The sequence below is a fragment of the Flavobacterium sp. FlaQc-57 genome (assembly GCF_044007395.1).
GTDB lineage: Bacteria > Bacteroidota > Bacteroidia > Flavobacteriales > Flavobacteriaceae > Flavobacterium.
The window spans coordinates 303826-321619 of sequence record NZ_JBIPDA010000006.1 but is presented as its reverse complement, the minus strand read 5'-3'; the positions used below and the strand labels follow the sequence as shown (position 1 = coordinate 321619).

The 17794-nt window shown below is 32.9% G+C and carries 15 protein-coding genes; 4 read left to right on the top strand and 11 right to left on the bottom strand.

Features of this window, described 5'->3' with window-relative positions:
• Positions 1-312: 312 nt before the first annotated feature.
• From secA to ACHRVZ_RS18605, 5 genes are all read right to left on the bottom strand, one after another.
• Complete coding sequence (secA, locus tag ACHRVZ_RS18625; RefSeq protein ID WP_395424386.1) at positions 313-3657, bottom strand: preprotein translocase subunit SecA; 3345 nt, start codon at positions 3655-3657, stop codon at positions 313-315.
• An 87-nt stretch (positions 3658-3744) separates the two neighbouring features.
• On the bottom strand, positions 3745-3966 hold the full coding sequence (locus ACHRVZ_RS18620; RefSeq protein ID WP_007138072.1) for a DUF2795 domain-containing protein: 222 nt from the start codon (positions 3964-3966) through the stop codon (positions 3745-3747).
• 218 nt (positions 3967-4184) lie between these two features.
• Positions 4185-4754 carry a cob(I)yrinic acid a,c-diamide adenosyltransferase gene (locus tag ACHRVZ_RS18615; RefSeq protein WP_395424385.1) on the bottom strand — a complete coding sequence of 190 codons (570 nt, stop codon included), beginning with the start codon at positions 4752-4754 and terminating at the stop codon, positions 4185-4187.
• A 48-nt stretch (positions 4755-4802) separates the two neighbouring features.
• Complete coding sequence (locus ACHRVZ_RS18610) at positions 4803-5372, bottom strand: hypothetical protein (RefSeq protein WP_395424384.1); 570 nt, start codon at positions 5370-5372, stop codon at positions 4803-4805.
• Positions 5373-5434: 62 nt separating this feature from the next.
• Entirely contained in the window at positions 5435-6121 is a 687-nt protein-coding gene (locus ACHRVZ_RS18605) for an ABC transporter ATP-binding protein (protein WP_395424383.1), read from the bottom strand.
• 304 nt (positions 6122-6425) lie between these two features.
• Between ACHRVZ_RS18605 and ACHRVZ_RS18600 the strand changes: the two genes are divergently transcribed.
• The gene (locus ACHRVZ_RS18600; RefSeq protein WP_395424382.1) at positions 6426-7085 is read left to right on the top strand and encodes a DUF6565 domain-containing protein; all 660 of its coding nucleotides are present in this window, start codon (positions 6426-6428) and stop codon (positions 7083-7085) included.
• 61 nt (positions 7086-7146) lie between these two features.
• On the opposite strand, the gene ACHRVZ_RS18595 is transcribed toward ACHRVZ_RS18600, so the two are convergent.
• Together ACHRVZ_RS18595 and ACHRVZ_RS18590 are read right to left on the bottom strand one after the other, a co-directional pair.
• Positions 7147-8001 carry an alpha/beta fold hydrolase gene (locus ACHRVZ_RS18595; protein ID WP_395424381.1) on the bottom strand — a complete coding sequence of 285 codons (855 nt, stop codon included), beginning with the start codon at positions 7999-8001 and terminating at the stop codon, positions 7147-7149.
• A 48-nt stretch (positions 8002-8049) separates the two neighbouring features.
• The gene (locus tag ACHRVZ_RS18590) at positions 8050-8829 is read right to left on the bottom strand and encodes an O-methyltransferase (protein ID WP_395424380.1); all 780 of its coding nucleotides are present in this window, start codon (positions 8827-8829) and stop codon (positions 8050-8052) included.
• 157 nt (positions 8830-8986) lie between these two features.
• On the opposite strand from ACHRVZ_RS18590, the gene ACHRVZ_RS18585 reads away from it, so the two are divergent.
• The gene (locus ACHRVZ_RS18585; RefSeq protein ID WP_395424462.1) at positions 8987-10537 is read left to right on the top strand and encodes an SDR family oxidoreductase; all 1551 of its coding nucleotides are present in this window, start codon (positions 8987-8989) and stop codon (positions 10535-10537) included.
• Positions 10538-10650: 113 nt separating this feature from the next.
• On the opposite strand, the gene ACHRVZ_RS18580 is transcribed toward ACHRVZ_RS18585, so the two are convergent.
• The 3 genes from ACHRVZ_RS18580 to ACHRVZ_RS18570 all read right to left on the bottom strand — a co-directional run bounded on the left by ACHRVZ_RS18580 (position 10651) and on the right by ACHRVZ_RS18570 (position 14151).
• Positions 10651-11127, bottom strand: coding sequence for an FKBP-type peptidyl-prolyl cis-trans isomerase (locus ACHRVZ_RS18580; protein WP_395424379.1), 477 nt, complete (start codon positions 11125-11127; stop codon positions 10651-10653).
• 104 nt (positions 11128-11231) lie between these two features.
• Positions 11232-13094: an ABC-F family ATP-binding cassette domain-containing protein gene (locus ACHRVZ_RS18575; protein ID WP_395424378.1), complete on the bottom strand. Its 1863-nt coding sequence runs from the start codon at positions 13092-13094 to the stop codon at positions 11232-11234.
• A 91-nt stretch (positions 13095-13185) separates the two neighbouring features.
• Positions 13186-14151, bottom strand: coding sequence for a T9SS C-terminal target domain-containing protein (locus ACHRVZ_RS18570; RefSeq protein ID WP_395424377.1), 966 nt, complete (start codon positions 14149-14151; stop codon positions 13186-13188).
• 146 nt (positions 14152-14297) lie between these two features.
• On the opposite strand from ACHRVZ_RS18570, the gene ACHRVZ_RS18565 reads away from it, so the two are divergent.
• Positions 14298-15716 carry an undecaprenyl-phosphate glucose phosphotransferase gene (locus tag ACHRVZ_RS18565; RefSeq protein WP_395424376.1) on the top strand — a complete coding sequence of 473 codons (1419 nt, stop codon included), beginning with the start codon at positions 14298-14300 and terminating at the stop codon, positions 15714-15716.
• On the opposite strand, the gene ACHRVZ_RS18560 is transcribed toward ACHRVZ_RS18565, so the two are convergent.
• Positions 15713-16450, bottom strand: a complete 738-nt coding sequence (locus ACHRVZ_RS18560; RefSeq protein ID WP_395424375.1) for a tyrosine-protein phosphatase — start codon at positions 16448-16450, stop codon at positions 15713-15715. The two genes, ACHRVZ_RS18565 and ACHRVZ_RS18560, sit on opposite strands and share 4 nt — an antisense overlap.
• Positions 16451-16565: 115 nt before the next feature.
• Here ACHRVZ_RS18560 and ACHRVZ_RS18555 point away from each other — a divergent pair, with 115 nt between their 5' ends.
• The gene (locus tag ACHRVZ_RS18555; protein WP_395424374.1) at positions 16566-17759 is read left to right on the top strand and encodes a DUF5009 domain-containing protein; all 1194 of its coding nucleotides are present in this window, start codon (positions 16566-16568) and stop codon (positions 17757-17759) included.
• Positions 17760-17794: the final 35 nt, after the last annotated feature.

Genomic DNA, 17794 nt, shown 5'->3' with positions numbered 1-17794 from the left:
ACTAGAAGCATAGAAGAAAGAAATATGATAATTAACTTTTTCAAAAGTTGTTTCGTTGTTTTCGGGAACAAAAATACATTTTATTCTTTTTAAATATTATGATTTTTGTCATTTAACATAAAAGTTTTTTAGTCGCAGTTTACAGTATTCAGTCGCAGTCTCAGTATTCAGTCTGCAAACTATTTAAAAAAAGAAACCCGACAGATCTTTAAGACCTGTCGGGTTTGATATGTAATATTAAGTATTTCAGCATTAATATAAACTGTCACTGCGACTGAATACTGTAAACTGTTACTGAAAACTAAAAAAATATTATTTAACAATAACCCAAGCTCCTGAAGCTATTAGAGTTTCTGCTTTTTTAAATTTCATTGTTTCTGTTTTACCAGTTGCAACTTCCTGAACTGTTACAGTGTCATTACGGTTGATTTTTGGCATGTCTCTTACAATCGTTTCAGTAACCTGACGTTGCTGAGTTTCTCCAGCCTCACGGTTAATGTCTTCGCTGTTTACAATTTCGTCTTTACTTAATTTGAAATTTTCTTTTTGACGAACTTCTTTTGCTTCGTGAATTTCAGAAGTAACATTTTGAGCTGGTAAATCACCTTTAAATAAGAATGAAATAACTTCTTTGTTAACGTTTTCTAACATTCCTCTAAACAAATTAAATGCTTCTAATTTGTAAATAAGCAATGGATCTTTTTGTTCGTGAACGGCTAATTGAACAGATTGTTTCAATTCGTCCATTTTACGTAAATGTTTTTTCCAAGCTTCATCAACAATAGATAAAGTAATGTTTTTCTCAAAATCAGCAATTAACTGAGCACCTTGGCTTTCGTAAGCTTTTTTCAAGTCTGTAACTACATTTAAAGTTTTGATTCCGTCAGTAAATGGAACTACGATGCGCTCAAAATGATTGTTAGGCTCTTCGTAAACTCCTTTAATAATTGGGAAAGCTTCTCTTGCGCTACGTTCAGTTTTCTCAGTGTAGAAAGCTAAAGTTTCTTTGTATATTTTTCCTGTGATTTCATTATCAGATAATTTCAAGAAATCAGCTTCAGAAATTGGAGAAGTGATTGAGAAATAACGAATCAAATCAAATTCGAAATTTTTGAAATCATTTGTTGGCTTAGTTTGACTAACGATTAATTCGCAAGTATCATATAACATGTTTGCGATATCCAGTTTCAAACGCTCACCAAATAAAGCATGGCGACGACGTTTGTAAACCACCTCACGTTGAGAGTTCATAACGTCATCATATTCTAATAAACGTTTACGAACACCAAAGTTGTTTTCTTCTACTTTTTTCTGAGCACGCTCGATAGATTTAGTCATCATAGAATGCTGAATTACTTCGCCTTCCTGAAGTCCCATTCTGTCCATAACTTTAGCCACTCTTTCAGAACCAAATAAACGCATTAAGTTATCTTCAAGAGAAACATAGAATTGAGAACTTCCCGGATCTCCCTGACGTCCTGCACGACCACGTAACTGTCTGTCAACACGACGAGAATCATGACGTTCTGTACCAACGATTGCTAAACCTCCGGCAGCTTTTACTTCTGGAGATAATTTAATATCGGTACCACGACCAGCCATGTTTGTTGCAATAGTTACAACTCCGGCTTTACCTGCTTCTTCTACAATTTGAGCCTCTTGTTTGTGCATTTTTGCATTCAAAACGTTATGTGTAACGCCTCTCATTTTCAACATACGGCTTAATAATTCTGAAATCTCTACAGAAGTTGTTCCAATTAAAACTGGTCTTCCTGCATTTGATAATTCAGTAACATCTTCAATTACAGCATTGAATTTTTCTCTAGTCGTTTTGTAGATGAAATCTTCTTTGTCTACTCTTGAAATTGGACGGTTAGTTGGAATTTCAACAACGTCTAATTTATAAATCTGCCATAACTCTCCAGCTTCAGTAACCGCTGTACCAGTCATACCACCCAATTTGCTGTACATTCTGAAATAATTCTGTAATGTAACTGTTGCAAAAGTTTGTGTAGCAGCTTCAATTTTTACATTTTCTTTAGCTTCGATCGCTTGGTGTAAACCGTCAGAATAACGACGTCCGTCCATGATACGACCAGTTTGCTCATCGACAATCATAATTTTGTTGTCCATGATCACGTATTCTACATCTTTCTCAAAAAGAGCATACGCTTTTAAAAGTTGTGTAAGAGTGTGGATACGCTCGCTTTTTACTCCGAAATCCTGAAATAATCTTTCTTTAGCTTCAGCTTCAGCGTCTTTATCCAGTTTTTGTTTTTCGATAGCTGCAATTTCAGTTCCGATATCCGGAAGTACGAAAAAGTCCGCATCAGTATCTCCTGAAAGGTATTGGATACCATTATCAGTCAATTCAACTTGATTGTTTTTTTCTTCAATTACAAAATACAAAGCTTCATCAACTTTATGCATTTCGCGATTGTTATCCTGCATGTATTGATTTTCAGTTTTTTGAAGTAATTGTTTGATTCCTTCTTCACTTAAAAATTTAATTAATGCTTTATTTTTAGGTAAACTTCTGTAAGCTCTTAATAATAAGAAACCACCTTCTTTAGTGTTTCCTTCTTTAATTAATCTTTTAGCTTCAGATAAGAAACCGTTTGCCAACTGACGTTGTTGTGCAACTAAGTTTTCAATTTTTGGTTTCAACTCATTAAATTCATGACGATCTCCTTGAGGAACCGGTCCCGAAATAATAAGTGGTGTTCTTGCATCATCAATTAATACAGAATCGACCTCATCGACAATTGCATAGTTGTGTTTTCTTTGGACTAAATCGCTTGGCGAGTGTGCCATGTTATCTCTTAAGTAGTCAAAACCAAATTCGTTATTGGTTCCGTAAGTGATATCAGCGTCGTAAGCTTTTTTTCTTTGTTCAGTACTTGGTTGGTGATTATCGATACAATCAACAGTTAAACCGTGAAATTCGAATAAAGGTGCTTTCCATGTACTATCACGTTTTGCTAAGTAATCATTCACAGTTACTAAGTGAACTCCGTTTCCGGTTAAAGCGTTTAAGTAAAGTGGAAGTGTAGCTACTAAAGTTTTACCTTCACCTGTTTGCATTTCGGCAACTTTACCTTCGTGAAGCACCATACCACCAATTAACTGAACATCATAATGAATCATGTCCCAGGTAATTTCTTTACCAGCAGCATTCCATTTGTTAGCCCAAGTAGCTTTGTCACCTTCAATAGTAACATAAGTTTTTGAAGCAGAGAATTCTCTGTCTTTTGCAGATGCTGTAACTTCAATAAATGAATTGTCTTTAAAACGACGAGCAGTTTCTTTAACTACAGAAAATGCTTCAGGAAGAATTTCTAATAAAGTTTTCTCTGATATTTCGTATGCTTCTTTCTCAAGAGAGTCAATAGCATCATAAAGATCTTCTCTTTTGTCGATGTCTTCAATGTTTTCTACTTCCGCTTTAAGCGAAGCGATTTTAGCATCTTTATCAGCTCTGGCTTCTTTTATTTTTTCCTTAAAATATACGGTTCTAGCTCTTAGGTCGTCGTGAGACAAAGCCATTAAGCTGGTTTCGAATGTTTTAATTTTATTTAAATAGGGCTGTAAAGCTTTGACATCTTTCTGTGATTTATCACCTACAAAGACTTTAATAATACTGTTTATGAAACTCATGATTTATTGTATTTCTATTTTATGTAAATGTGTATTTGAACCAAAAAAAAAGCCTCTATGATGAGACTTTTTTCTTTGGTTTATTTTTTAATATTCATCCTCATTCCAAAGATAATCTTCGTCTGTTGGATAATCTGGCCAAATTTCTTCCATTGATTCATATATCTCTCCTTCATCTTCGATTGACTGAAGGTTTTCTACCACTTCTAATGGAGCACCAGCTCTAATAGCGTAGTCAATAAGTTCGTCTTTGTTAGCAGGCCATGGCGCATCACTTAAATAAGATGCTAATTCTAATGTCCAATACATCTGTTATCTGTTTAGTTTGTGCAAAAATAAATTTTTTACTGAAAAAGACAAGTAAATTTTGATTTATTTTAAGAAAATTTAAGAACGTCTCTATTTAGTATTCAGTTTTCGGTGACAGTTTACAGTCTGAAAACTGATATTTGTTACTGATTGCTGTATTTTTTAGTATTCAGTTTTTGTTATTGGTTTGCAGTTTGAAAACTAAAAACTTCGACTGTTTACTTCCTCGGAATCCATTTCACTTCATCCGCTTTTAAGTCTGAGGACAACTTTCGTGCCAAGACAAAAAGGTAGTCAGAAAGTCGGTTTAAGTATTTGATTGCTATTTCAGGAACATGCTCATTATGGCTTAAATGGACTGCCAAACGTTCGGCACGGCGACAAATGCAACGTGCAATATGACAATGTGACACAGTCGGATGTCCTCCAGGTAGAACAAAATGAGTCATTTGCGGAAGGCTTTCTTCCATTTTATCAATTTCATTTTCTAATAATTCAATATCAGAATCTATTATTCCAAGGTTTTTTAAACGAAGCTCTCCATTTTTCAAAACTTCTTTTTCTGCAGGAGTGGCCAAAATAGCACCCACAGTAAATAAACGATCCTGAATTTCGATTAAAATTGTTTTGTATTGCGCATCCATTTCCTGATCGCGAATAAGACCTATATAAGAGTTCAGTTCATCAACAGTTCCATAACTGTCAATCCTGATATGATCTTTAGGAACACGCGTGCCTCCAAAAAGAGCCGTTGTTCCTTTATCTCCTGTTTTTGTATATACTTTCATTTTTTCTTTTAAGATACTAAGGATCTGAGATTCTAAGTTTTTTTTCTATTAGTTGTTTAAACCGAGTTCATTAGTCAGTTTTGTTAATTCTTTGCCGGCTTTGTCATTAAAGGCCCCGCTATTTATTCTCGCAGTTTTTGCGGTTGACTGAAGTTGAGAACATTCTAAACAAATCTGTGTTTGACAAATTACTTTATTATCCTTAAAATAAATAAATCCAAGTCTTGGATTGTAACAAGCCGCCATATTTGGATTTTCAAATGTTTTTTTGTCGCCAAGAATTGCATTTAATTTTAAAGTTTGATTGCGATCAAGTTTTTGCCTGTTTTTTATGGTGTTAATGGATCTTCCGTCTTTATTTATTGGATAAAATGAATGTCCATATCCATCAAAACCTATGTAATTAACCCCAATAACCGAATCATATTCAAATTTTTTCTCGTAAGATAAAAGAGTATCAATATTGACTAAAAATTCATTTGCAGTAACCCAACGTATTTTTAAGTTCGTAATTTTCGGAGGTAACAATTTAAAATTTTCATTATCTTTTACTGAGGTATTTTTACAAGATGTTAAAAACAAAAAAGCTAATAAAATAGATTTAATAAAATTGGTCATTTTTTTTCTTTTCCGATTAAACAATTAGTCAAATAAACAGTTAAACTATTTGAAATCTAAAATTATTTCCTGGTGTCACTTTCAATCAAACCATCTCGCAAACGAATCACACGATGTGCATAAGCTGCGATATCTTCTTCGTGAGTTACCAGAATTACAGTGTTTCCTTGTGCATGAATATCTCCAAAAAGCTTCATAATTTCTACAGAAGTTTTACTGTCTAAGTTTCCTGTTGGTTCATCGGCTAAGATAATTGAGGGTTTGTTGACTAAAGCTCGGGCAATAGCAACACGCTGGCGCTGTCCTCCGGAAAGCTGATTTGGTTGGTGGTCCATTCTGTCTGCAAGATTTACTTGTTCCAGAACTTCTACGGCTCTTGCATTACGTTCGGCTTTTGAATATCCGGCATAAATCATAGGTAATGCCACATTATCTAAGGCAGTTGTTCTGGGCAATAAATTAAAGGTTTGAAATACAAAACCGATTTCTTTATTTCGAATTCCCGCTAATTCATCGTCTTTCATTTGACTGACATCTTTTCCATTCAAAATATAACGTCCTGAAGTTGGCGTATCCAAACAACCCAAAAGATTCATTAAAGTCGATTTTCCGGATCCTGAAGGTCCCATTAAAGCTACATATTCACCTTTGTTGATTTCTAAATCGATACCTTTTAAAACATAAACAATTTCATTTCCTAAAACAAAATCTCGTTTGATGTTGGTTATTTTAATTAATGGATCTGCCATTTTGATTTACAATTTTGGATTTAAAAGTACAAAACACTTTTCAATAAACGATAAGTAGTTTTAAATTGAATTATGTTACAATTTGAAGTTTTTTATATTGATCGAAGTTTTGCTGTGTTTTTATAATAGTAAAATCTTAATTGAAAATAGCGTTGTGTAATTTTGAATTATTTTTACATAATCGCCATGTTTTTGTGTTTTTATTGAATTATGTTGTTTTAAATATTTAAAAGGTGATAATTATGTAAAATTAAATACTGATTTGCAACTTATATTTGTTATCTAATCTTAAATAATCAGAATTATGAAAAGCATATCATTATTATCAGGAATTGTATTAATTGCATTAGGTTTTACATCATGTAAAGATGAAAAACAAGAACAGGCTCAGAAAACAATCGATTCATATGTGGCTTATGTCGATTCGGTTAAAAATGTTAAAGCTGACGATTTAAAAGCCGATTGGAAAGATGTAGAAGCAGAATATGACAGACGAGCAGCAAATGCTCAAGTGGCGCTTGCAGATATTAAAGACAATAAAACGGCGATTGAGAAGATCAATACAAGTAAAGTGAAATACGAAGAATTTAGAAATGAAATGGTTACTGTTCTTGCTCCTCCAGCTCCAAGTCCAAAACAACAATTGCGAAATGCTTTATTTGGTGAAGGAAAAATTGGAGACGATATGAGTTTTGCTTGGGTAAATGCAAAAAATATTCATAGTGTTTACCAACAATTTGTTCATACGGTTGAGAATAATAAAGATAGCTATTCTCGAGAAGACTGGGATGAAATTAAATTAATGTATGAAGCACTTGACAGTAGAAAAAATACAGTTGAGAAAGAAGGTCTTACTTCATCAGATAACAGAAAAATTGCTGGTTTGAAATTGAAATTTGCCCCAATGTATACCTTAAATAGAATGGGAGCTAAGTCTAAAGAGACTGCAGAAGCTAAAAAATAAAATCAACTAAATAAGTATTAAAATGACAATCAGAAATGATTGTCATTTTTTATTTGCAAATCTATGAATGTTGAAATTTTTTTAAATCTTCTAAAAAAATCTGCCAAATATTGTCTTTAAACTGGCTTCTGAAAAAGCCAAAATGCCCTATATCTTTTACACCAAATTCTTCTGCTTTCAGGTGTATTCTGGTTACTTCTGATTTTTTAAATTGTGAAGCAATCCAATCAATTGCTGATACAGTTGCATAAAAATCATTGTCGATGCTGTAAGATTTGATTTTGCATTTTATTTTATCATAGTCTTCTTTTACATTGTCAATGCAGTCAAAATGATAGTTTGGTTTCTTGCACCATTTAGCCCATTCCAGTGCCATTCCTTTTGGTAAATCTTCCATTCGGGTCAAATGACTGGAAGGCAAATAATTGAAAATTTTAGAAAAAGAAGGTATAAGTGCATACCATAAAAATTGCATTTTTAATCTGTCAACTCCTTTCCAGTGTGTCCAGCTTCCTGATTGTGAAGCGACCATAATTATGCCGTCAAATAAATTATTGGAAGGGACTAATCCAATAAGCTGTCCGCCAATGCTATGAGTTACAATAAATAATTTACTATTTGGGTTTTTGCTTTTGACATGTTTTACGACTGTCTCAAAATCATTTTTTGCCCAGTCTGTAGCTGTAGTTGAAAATTTAGAAAGCGGACCAGATTTTGAATCCCCAATTCCGCCATAATCAAAAGTGTAAACAGAATAATGATTGTCTGCAAGAAAAGAGGCAAAGTTGTTATAGTAATTTTGCTTAACACCTGTTGCAGATGCTATGATTACACAATTACCATTTGGCATATCAGAAATAAATTCAGTTACGGCTATTGGATATTGTAATGGAGTATTGATTTTTATTGCATTCATAATTTTATACTATTGAACGTAATAAAAGTATTGTTTTAAAGTGATTTATCAAACGCGAATCACAAAATGCTCTTTTTCCTGTTCATATCTAAAAAAAACAAATCCCCATTGAAAAGTATCTATTGTTACTGTAACTTTTGGATGGTTTTTAATTTCTTCCCAAGCTTCTTCCATTTCTGTAGACCAATGAATGTCATCGAAAATCCAAACAGAATCGTTTGTTATAGTGGTTAATAGGAGATCAAAATAAGCTAAAGTCGCTTTTCTAGAATGATTACCGTCAAAATAAATTAGATCATAATCTGTAGATTGAAGGTTTGTACGAACTAAAAAGTCTTCAAATTCAGTTATAATGGTATCAACATTTTTGCAATCAAAATGTTCTAAATGATTCTTGGCAACAGTTGCCGTTTGTGGACAACCTTCTAGAGTGATTATTTTTGCATTGTTATTTCCTAAAGCAAGGGCAGAAGTAGCTAAACCTAATGAAGTTCCTATTTCGAGAATGTTTTTTGGCTGAAAATAATTGGTAACTCTAAATAGTAATTCTGCTCGTTTTGGAGAAATTCCTGCAGTCTTTGCGATTTTCGAAATTTGTCTTCTGTTTGATTTGAAAACTTTTGATCCGGCACCAAAATCTGTTACTTCTATGAAACTTTTATTTTTTAAAAGAGATTTTCGATAATTCTTCAGAATCAAATATTCGGGTTTTGATTTCTTAACATAAAAACATTTTGTCAATAAATTAAACACAAAAGGCGAATGGACTCCGTGTTCGTTTTTTGAATTCCAAAGGAATTTTAGATAAGATGTAATTTGAAATAGCATAGAGAAAATTACTTATAGGCGCGAAGATAGTAAGATAATAGTCGAAAGTCAAAAGTTCAAAATTCAAAACATAAGAGTTTGTCGTTTTTGCCTTTCAGATTTTAAGACGCCAAAAAGACTATATTTGCGCATTAAGCTAATAGTAATACGTTTTATAATGTTGAATGAAGAAGTGGAAAGCAAGAGTGTGATAACCTCGGAAGAGATTAATCGATGCATTGCTATTTTGGCACAATTGAATACCAATACAGATCAAATCTTTGATATCCCGAAAGAACAAAGAATTGCTTTAATTAAGGAAGCAGGAATGTTTTCACGTCCTGATCGAGATGAGTTTTCGAGAAGAATCAAAGATGGAGTGCAAGCAGCCAAACGTAAAAAAGAAAAGAAAGACAAAACGGCACGTAAAGAAACCGGAATTCGTCATGCTCGTGAAGCAAGTATATTTGTGGCGCCTAAATTGTTGGCCTTTACTGATTTGGCTCATAAAGAACAATTCGAACTTGAAACGCCAAGAAATTGTTATGTATGTAAAACGGAGTTCACAAAAATGCATCATTTTTATGATACAATGTGTACAGATTGCGGTGATTTTAATTATGCCAAACGTTTTCAGACTGCTGATGTAAAAGGACAAGTGGCGGTCATTACCGGTTCTCGTTTAAAAATTGGTTATCATATAACGTTAATGCTTTTACGTGGAGGAGCAACTGTTATTGCAACAACACGTTTTCCTGTAGACTCTGCATTGCGCTTCTCAAAGGAATCTGATTTTATGGAATGGGGACATCGTTTGAAAATTCACGGTTTAGATTTAAGACACATTCCAAGTGTAGAGATATTCTGTAATTTTATAGAACAAAAATACGAACGACTGGATATTCTGATTAATAATGCAGCACAAACAGTTCGTCGCCCTGCTGGATTTTATACGCATTTAATGGAGAATGAAGAACTGTCCTTATCTTCATTACCAAAACAGGCGCAGGAATTATTGTTGGATCATGTTAATTGCTTAGATGAACTAAAGATTCTGACAAGCGGAGCTTCTTCTAATGAAAATATGCCGGTAACGTGGCACGGGCCAGAACCTGGAATTGGTTTGCGAGCTTCGGCTAAATTGTCTCAAATTCCATATTCTTTTGATAATGCATTAGTAGCAAATGAGGTTTTTCCGGAAGGAGAACTCGATGCCGATTTGCAACAAGTAGATTTACGAAAAACAAATAGCTGGCGTTTGCGATTGGGTCAAATCGAGACTACAGAAATGATTGAAGTACAATTGGTAAACTCTGTTGCTCCATTTGTACTATGTAATCGACTTTCAGAAGTAATGAAGAAAGATAATACAGGGCAAAAACATATTATAAATGTTTCAGCAATGGAAGGAAAGTTTCATCGCTTTTTTAAAGAAGATCGTCATCCGCATACTAATATGGCAAAAGCAGCTTTGAATATGTTAACACATACTTCTTCTGGAACTTTGGCAAAGCACGGTATTTTTATGAATGCTGTTGATACAGGCTGGGTAACCGATGAAGATCCTGCTGAATTGGCCAAAAAGAAACAAGAGTTAGAAGATTTTCAACCGCCATTGGATATAGTAGATGGAGCTGCAAGAGTTATGGATCCTTTATTTGACGGAATTAACACTGGAAAACATTGGTGTGGAAAATTCCTGAAAGATTATAATCCGATTCCTTGGTAAAATTAGTTCTCAGTCTCAGTTTTTAGTCTCAGTCTCATTTTGGATAAAATAAAAAAGCCACAGCAAATATAGTTTTGTTGTGGCTTTTTTATTTAGTTGATATAGATTTAACCTTAATTAACTTTAAGTAATTTAACGTCAAAAAGTAATACTGATCCTCCAGGGATTCTAGGGTTGCTTTCACTTCCATAACCTAAGTGCGAAGGAATTAATAGAATTCCGCTTCCACCTTCTTTAAAAAAGGGAATACCTTCTGTCCAACCTGGAATAACTCTATTTAATGGAAAAGAAATTCCGGCAGCATCACTTTGATCAAATACTTTACCATCCGTAAAATAACCTTTGTAAGCTACTGTAACATTTGAAGTTGATGCAGGTTTAGCACCAGTTCCAGGTTCAGTGATAATATAATACAATCCAGAAGCTGTTTTTTGTGCGGTTAAGTTGTTTTTAGTAATATAATCTGTGATCTCTTTTTCGTTTTCAGCTGTGTAATCTGTTTTTTGAGGCTCTTTGATTGTTTCTTTTTCGCTATTATTACAAGAAATAAAAAGCGTTAAGGTTAATAGAGAAGATAATAAGTATTTCATGTTTTTTTTAATATGGGTTATTATTAAGGGGCAATATAATAAAAAATAGTTTTTTTAGCCACGGCCACTGCGACTAAAGGAAAAGACTGAATACTAAAAAAAAACTATCCCTCCATTTTAGCCGAAAGTTCAAACCAACGTTCTTCTTTCTGATCTATTTTTTTAATGATGTTTTGTAGTTCGTTTGCTTTTTTCTCAATGTCAGTATCTGCAACCTTTCCATCAGAAAATAATTGTTCGATTTTAGTTTTGTCAATTTCTAAATCTTTAATTTCTCTCTCAAGTTTTTGATATTCTTTTTGCTCGTTGAAAGTTAAATTTCCTGTCGGATTATTTTGTTTCCAATCTTTCTTTTCAGCTTTGTTTTCTTCTTTTTGTGCAACATCAGCGCTATCTTCATACGCTCTGAAATCGGAATAATTTCCTGGAAAACTTTCTATTTCACCTTGTCCTCTAAAAACAAATAAATGATCAACAATTTTATCCATGAAATAACGGTCGTGAGAAACGACTAATAAACAGCCTGGATAATCTAAAAGGAAACTTTCAAGTACGTTTAATGTTACAATATCCAAATCGTTTGTTGGCTCATCAAGAATCAAGAAGTTAGGGTTCTGAATTAAAACCGTACATAAATACAAACGTTTCAATTCTCCTCCGCTCAGTTTTTCAACAAAATCATATTGTTTCTTGGCGTCAAAAAGAAAACGCTCTAATAATTGTGATGCCGAAATCATTCTGCCTTTTGACAGCGGAATAAATTCTCCGTATTCTTTAATAATATCAATTACACGTTGATTAGGTTTCGGGTTGATTCCGGATTGTGTGTAATAACCAATTTTAATCGTATCTCCTTTTACAACGCGGCCAGTGTCAGGTGGAATTGTTCCGGTAAGTAAATTCAAGAAAGTAGATTTTCCAGTTCCGTTTTTCCCAATAATTCCGATTCTTTCACCACGCTGAAAATCAAAACTAAAATTATCAAGAATAACTTTGTCTTTGAATTTTTTAGAAAGTTTGTGAAGCTCAATAATTTTGCTTCCCATTCTTTCCATATTAATTTCAAGTTCGACTTTATTTTCTTTACGGCGACTTTGTGCTTTTTCTTTAATTACATAAAAGTCATCCTGACGCGATTTCGATTTTGTAGTTCTAGCTTTTGGCTGACGACGCATCCACTCTAATTCTTTTGTGAATAGATTTTTAGCTTTGTCAACGCTTGCATTTTCAGAAGTGATTCGCTCTTCTTTTTTCTCTAAATAATAAGAGTAATTTCCTTTGTATTGGTATAATTTTCCGTTGTCAAGTTCGATAATTTCGTTACAAACACGTTCCAAAAAGAAACGGTCGTGCGTTACCATAAACAACGTAATGTTTTCTTTAGCAAAATAACTTTCCAGCCATTCGATCATTTCAAGATCTAAATGATTGGTTGGTTCATCAAGAATTAATAAATCAGGGCGATTGATTAATATGATAGCTAAAGAAAGACGCTTTTTTTGACCACCCGATAGATTTTTAACTTTTAGTTTAAAATCTTCCAGTTTTAATTTGAATAAGATTTGTTTGTATTGTGTCTCAAAATCCCACGCATTGTGCTGGTCCATTCCGTCAAAAGCTTTTTGATATGCTTCTTCGTCATTAGGATTTTCGAGTGCTTTTTCATAAGCCTCGATAATTTTAAGCGTTTCATTGTCAGAAGCAAAAATACTTTCTTCAATAGTTAACTCATCTTGTAAATTATTGTCTTGTGAAAGAAATGCCATTCTGATTCCTTTTCTCAAAACAACCTGACCAGTATCTGGTTCATCCAAACCATTGATAATACTCATTATGGTTGTTTTTCCTGAACCATTTTTAGCGATAAAAGCAATTTTTTGGTCTTTATTAATTCCGAATGAGATGTTGTCAAAAAGAGTTCTTTCTCCAAACGACTTCGATATATTTTCTACAGATAAGTAATTCACTATAAACTAGGTGTTATAAATTATAAGTTTTGAATGTTTTACAAAACAGAACTTTTTTGCAAAAGTAAGCTATTATATTGCTATTTGCGAATTAATTATGGAGATAGGAACTTAGTATTGAACTCAAATCAAAATAATGAATTTGTTGCGGGACATTCAAAATTGGTTTTCGAACTAAAGCTTCATTAGTCAAATAATAATGTAGACCGTCTTTAGTTGCAATTCCTTCGATTTGATGAAATGGGAGTTTTAAATCAATTCGGCGTTTATTTCCGGATAAAAAATCGGTGTTTTTATAGTTGTATAACAGATAAAGAAAAGGGTTTCCTAATTTAGAATATCCGCAAAGAATAATTAATTTTTTGGACTCTAAATAAGTAGCGCCAGTTACTAAACCTTTTGTGTTAATAGTATGTGTTAGTTGTGCAACGTGATTTCCGGGTAGATTAGGTAATTTATAAATATTGGTTTTAGACGATTTCCATTGTTTGGTAAACAAATAAATACTGTCTTTTGAAACGATAAGAGCTTCACAGTCAAAATTGGTTGTATTGGGTTTCTTTACCGAAAAATCAGTTTGATCAGAGTAGCGAAATGAAATCGTTTCAATAGTAGGGTTTCCTTCTAAAAATGATTTTTTTTCTATTTTTAAAATGTTTAAATCCGCACGGTTTCCTGAAGCATTATTGCCAAAATCACCTAAATAAAGATGTGTGCTATCCTGCGAGATTTCTTCCCAGTCTTGATTGGCGGTTTTGTCTAAAATTATTTTTTTTCGAATTGTTCCCAAAGAATCCAGTCCATAGATAGTGGTGTCATGATCGTCATTATGTGTCCATAACAAATTGTCGAATACTATTAATCCGGATGTTTCTCTAATAGAATCACTTAGGTTTTTAGAATATTCAGGTTTTAATTTGATGTTTTTATAAACACAACTTCCGTCATTTACAGTTGCGTTGGGGTTGTAATTTGTAGAAATGGGATCCGTGCAGCCCGAAATTTGTGCATTCGCAGAAGATATAATGAGGCAAAAGAATAAAATTGATTTAATCATGGTCTGCAATATTAAATTTGCATGACATAAAAGTAAACTTTTAAAGAATAGATTGTAAATAGTATCAAAAAATATAATTAAAATACTATTTTGCGGTGCTAATTTTTAATTAGACTTTTGTTTTAGGATTAAGGATAAAACCCAATATGAAAATTTTACAAAAACTGTCTCATTACCGTTTTTCGCGCTATTTTAAACTTTTGTTTGTTCTAGTTGATGTGGTATTGTTGAATTTGGCAATAATTTTATCTGCTTTGGCCAGATTTGGAAATTTAGACAAACTTTTATCTAAAGAAGAAAGAACAGTTTCGTTGTTGGCTATTATAATTTGGGTAGCATTATTACTTCAAAATGATTCCAACAGAAGTATTAGAGTAGAACCTATTGAATCCATTTTGGTCAGAACAATCAGAAAATTATTAATTCACGCAGCTTTAATTTCAATTTTTGTTGTTTACTTAAAATACTACGATATTTCAAGACTTAGATTGTTTTCTTTTTATCTGATTTTCTTTGGATTATTGATGATTTCCAGATTTGTTTCCATGAAACTTTTAAAGTATATCAGATCAAAAGGTTATAATTTTAAAACTTTTATCATAGTCGGAGCAAACGAATCGGGTGAAAGAATCCGAAAAATACTGGCAAAAGATCTGACATACGGGTATCGATTTTTAGGTTTTTTTGATGAAAAAGTCGATCGAACCACTGTAGATCCAGCCTTTGTTAGAGGGAAATTTGATACGATTAAAAAATTTGTTATCGATAAAAAGGTCGACGAAATGTATGTAGCCTTGCATATTGATAATATTGATGTAATCAACGAATTGATAGTAATTTGCGAACAAAATATGGTACGCATTAAGTTTATTCCGGATTTTCAGCTTTACACAAAATCGAGTAAAGTTGAGGTTGTTTTTTATGAAAACACACCAGTGCTAATGTTTCGTACAGAACCGTTGGAATTTCCTGTAAACAGACTGGCAAAAAAAATATTTGATATTGGTTTTTCAGCTGCTGTTATAGTATTAATATTTCCTTGGTTGTTTCCTATTATCATGTTAATAATAAAAATTGAATCGCCTGGGCCAATCTTTTTTAAACAAGAAAGATCAGGCCGTGATAACAGATCTTTTATGTGTTTTAAATTCAGAAGTATGTACATCAACGGATTGGCTCATAAAAAGCAAGCTGAAAAAGGGGATAGCCGTGTGACTAAATTTGGAGCTTTTATCCGCAAAACCAGTATTGATGAATTGCCGCAATTTTTTAATGTTTTTTTAGGAGATATGTCAGTTGTCGGACCAAGACCACATATGATTAATCTTGCGAAAGAATATAGTGATTTGATTAGTAATTACTTAGTACGTCAATATGCCAAACCAGGAATTACCGGCTGGGCACAGGTAAATGGTTTTCGAGGCGAAACAAAAGAATTGATTGACATGGAAAATAGAGTGGAGTACGATATTTGGTATATTGAAAATTGGAGTTTATTACTCGATGTAAAAATCGTTATAAAAACAATCATTAATATATTCAAAGGCGAAGAGAACGCTTATTAGAATTTAAAAAATTGGTTGTTTGTAATAACTTCTTTCAGGTTAGCAATGTTTTTAATTTTTAATTTTTGATCAAAAGCATTAATGTGATTCATATGATGTACATCAGTCCCCGTAAAATCATACATCCCTTTTTTTAGAAGTTCATCAGCAGCTTTACGAATTCTTTCGCCATAATACCCCACAGTAGCCAGTAAATTTAATTGAAATAAGCAGCCGGCTTTTTTTAATTTTTCGTATTCATTAAAATTCTTATGAAAATACAAATAGCGTTCCGGATGTGCTAATATCGGGATATATCCGGCAACTTGAAGTTCAAAAAGAGTTTTGTACAAATGAATTGGTACACTTTGATATGATATTTCTACCAAAACATAATTGTCTTTTATTGTTAGGAGTTTTTCGGTTTTCAAATGACTTTCAAACCAATCATCAATAAAATATTCTGATGCGGCACGAATTGGAATAATGGTGTTATTTTCTTGTAATAAAAGCTTAGTTTCCTCGTATTTATTAGAAATAGTTTCTGCAGAATTATTCCAAACATAATGGCTTATATGTGGAGTCGTAATAAATTGAGATATTCCAAAATCGTGAAGCGCTGTAATAAGTTTTTTAGTATCAATTATTGTTTTTGCGCCGTCATCAATTCCTGGCAATAAATGCGAGTGAATGTCAATATAATTTTCTGAAATTAAATCTTTTAAAGGTGGCTTAGAGGCTAAGAATGATAACATATTGGCAAAAGTAAAAAAAAACAGATGTAGTTTACGGATATTAAATTTAATGTAACAAATGTAACCAGTCATTTCATAATTATGCTATATTTGGATTGCAAAAAAATAGCGATTTATGAAAATAAAAGAAAATTTATACAACCAAAGGATTATTTCGATAGATGCTTTACGTGGAATCACAATTTTTGTTATGATTTTTGTAAATGAATTGGCAAGTATAGTAAATGTCCCGCAATGGATGAAACATATGCCTGCCTATGCTGATGCGATGACTTTTGTTGATGTTGTTTTTCCAGCTTTTTTATTCATTGTCGGAATGTCGGTTCCGTTTGCTTTTAATGCACGATTACTTAAAGGTGATAGCGCCAGAACGATTTGGACGCATACTTTAAAAAGGGCTTTGGCTTTAATAATTATTGGTGTTTTTATGGTCAATGCTGCTGAAGGTTATGATGCTTCAAAAATGTTTATAACGCCTGCTCTATGGGGACTTTTAGCTTACGCAATGCCAATTCCGATTTGGAATAAATACGCCAAAGATTTTCCGATTTGGATAAAGAATATATTGCAGTATGGCGGAATGTTAGTTTTAGTAGCGCTTTATTTTTTATATGTTCAGGAAGATACTGGCGAAATCGGAATGACACCAAAATGGTGGGGAATTCTTGGTTTAATTGGTTGGGCATATCTTGTTACAGTAATGTATTATTGGATTGCTGGCGGAAGATTATGGGCAATGATTGCTTTTTTAGTAATTGCTGTTGCTGCAAATGTTGTAAACCTTACTGAAGGAGCAGCATTGAAAGATATACCTTGGTTTAGTTTTATCGCCGGACACTTAACACACGCTTCAGTAGTTACAGCCGGAGTAGTAATTTCATTATTATTTTTCGATCGAAAAGTGCCAGCAAAAATTAATTGGGCAGTAATTGGTTTTGCAGTTCTGTTTTTTGCAACAGGATATTTGTTAAGGCCTTATTTTGGAATTTCAAAAATAAAGGGAACTCCGTCCTGGACAATGTTTTCGGCTACAATTTGTACTGTTTTATTTTATTTTCTTTATTGGTTAATGGAAATTAAAAAGAAGACAAAATGGAGTAATTTTTTCATGCCGGCAGCTGCTAATCCATTGTTGATTTACATTTTACCTGGAGTGATTTATTATTTGTGTAAAGTATCAGGAATTCATATTATTCCAGGATATTTTCGAGAAGGAGTTCCGGGAATTATATGGGCGCTAGTTTTTTCAATAATAATGCTGTACGTGATGAAAATATGTAACAAATATAAAATTCAATTGCACTTATAAATAGTTTCAAGTTTCAGGTTCAGTCATAACTTGCA

Bases quoted from the DNA above. Each gene is read 5' to 3' on its own strand.
- secA (WP_395424386.1), bottom strand. From the start codon at position 3,657: ATGAGTTTCATAAACAGTATTATTAAAGTCTTTGTAGGTGATAAATCA.
- ACHRVZ_RS18620 (WP_007138072.1), bottom strand. From the start codon at position 3,966: ATGTATTGGACATTAGAATTAGCATCTTATTTAAGTGATGCGCCATGG.
- ACHRVZ_RS18615 (WP_395424385.1), bottom strand. From the start codon at position 4,754: ATGAAAGTATATACAAAAACAGGAGATAAAGGAACAACGGCTCTTTTT.
- ACHRVZ_RS18610 (WP_395424384.1), bottom strand. From the start codon at position 5,372: ATGACCAATTTTATTAAATCTATTTTATTAGCTTTTTTGTTTTTAACA.
- ACHRVZ_RS18605 (WP_395424383.1), bottom strand. From the start codon at position 6,121: ATGGCAGATCCATTAATTAAAATAACCAACATCAAACGAGATTTTGTT.
- ACHRVZ_RS18600 (WP_395424382.1), top strand. From the start codon at position 6,426: ATGAAAAGCATATCATTATTATCAGGAATTGTATTAATTGCATTAGGT.
- ACHRVZ_RS18595 (WP_395424381.1), bottom strand. From the start codon at position 8,001: ATGAATGCAATAAAAATCAATACTCCATTACAATATCCAATAGCCGTA.
- ACHRVZ_RS18590 (WP_395424380.1), bottom strand. From the start codon at position 8,829: ATGCTATTTCAAATTACATCTTATCTAAAATTCCTTTGGAATTCAAAA.
- ACHRVZ_RS18585 (WP_395424462.1), top strand. From the start codon at position 8,987: ATGTTGAATGAAGAAGTGGAAAGCAAGAGTGTGATAACCTCGGAAGAG.
- ACHRVZ_RS18580 (WP_395424379.1), bottom strand. From the start codon at position 11,127: ATGAAATACTTATTATCTTCTCTATTAACCTTAACGCTTTTTATTTCT.
- ACHRVZ_RS18570 (WP_395424377.1), bottom strand. From the start codon at position 14,151: ATGATTAAATCAATTTTATTCTTTTGCCTCATTATATCTTCTGCGAAT.
- ACHRVZ_RS18565 (WP_395424376.1), top strand. From the start codon at position 14,298: ATGAAAATTTTACAAAAACTGTCTCATTACCGTTTTTCGCGCTATTTT.
- ACHRVZ_RS18560 (WP_395424375.1), bottom strand. From the start codon at position 16,450: ATGTTATCATTCTTAGCCTCTAAGCCACCTTTAAAAGATTTAATTTCA.
- ACHRVZ_RS18555 (WP_395424374.1), top strand. From the start codon at position 16,566: ATGAAAATAAAAGAAAATTTATACAACCAAAGGATTATTTCGATAGAT.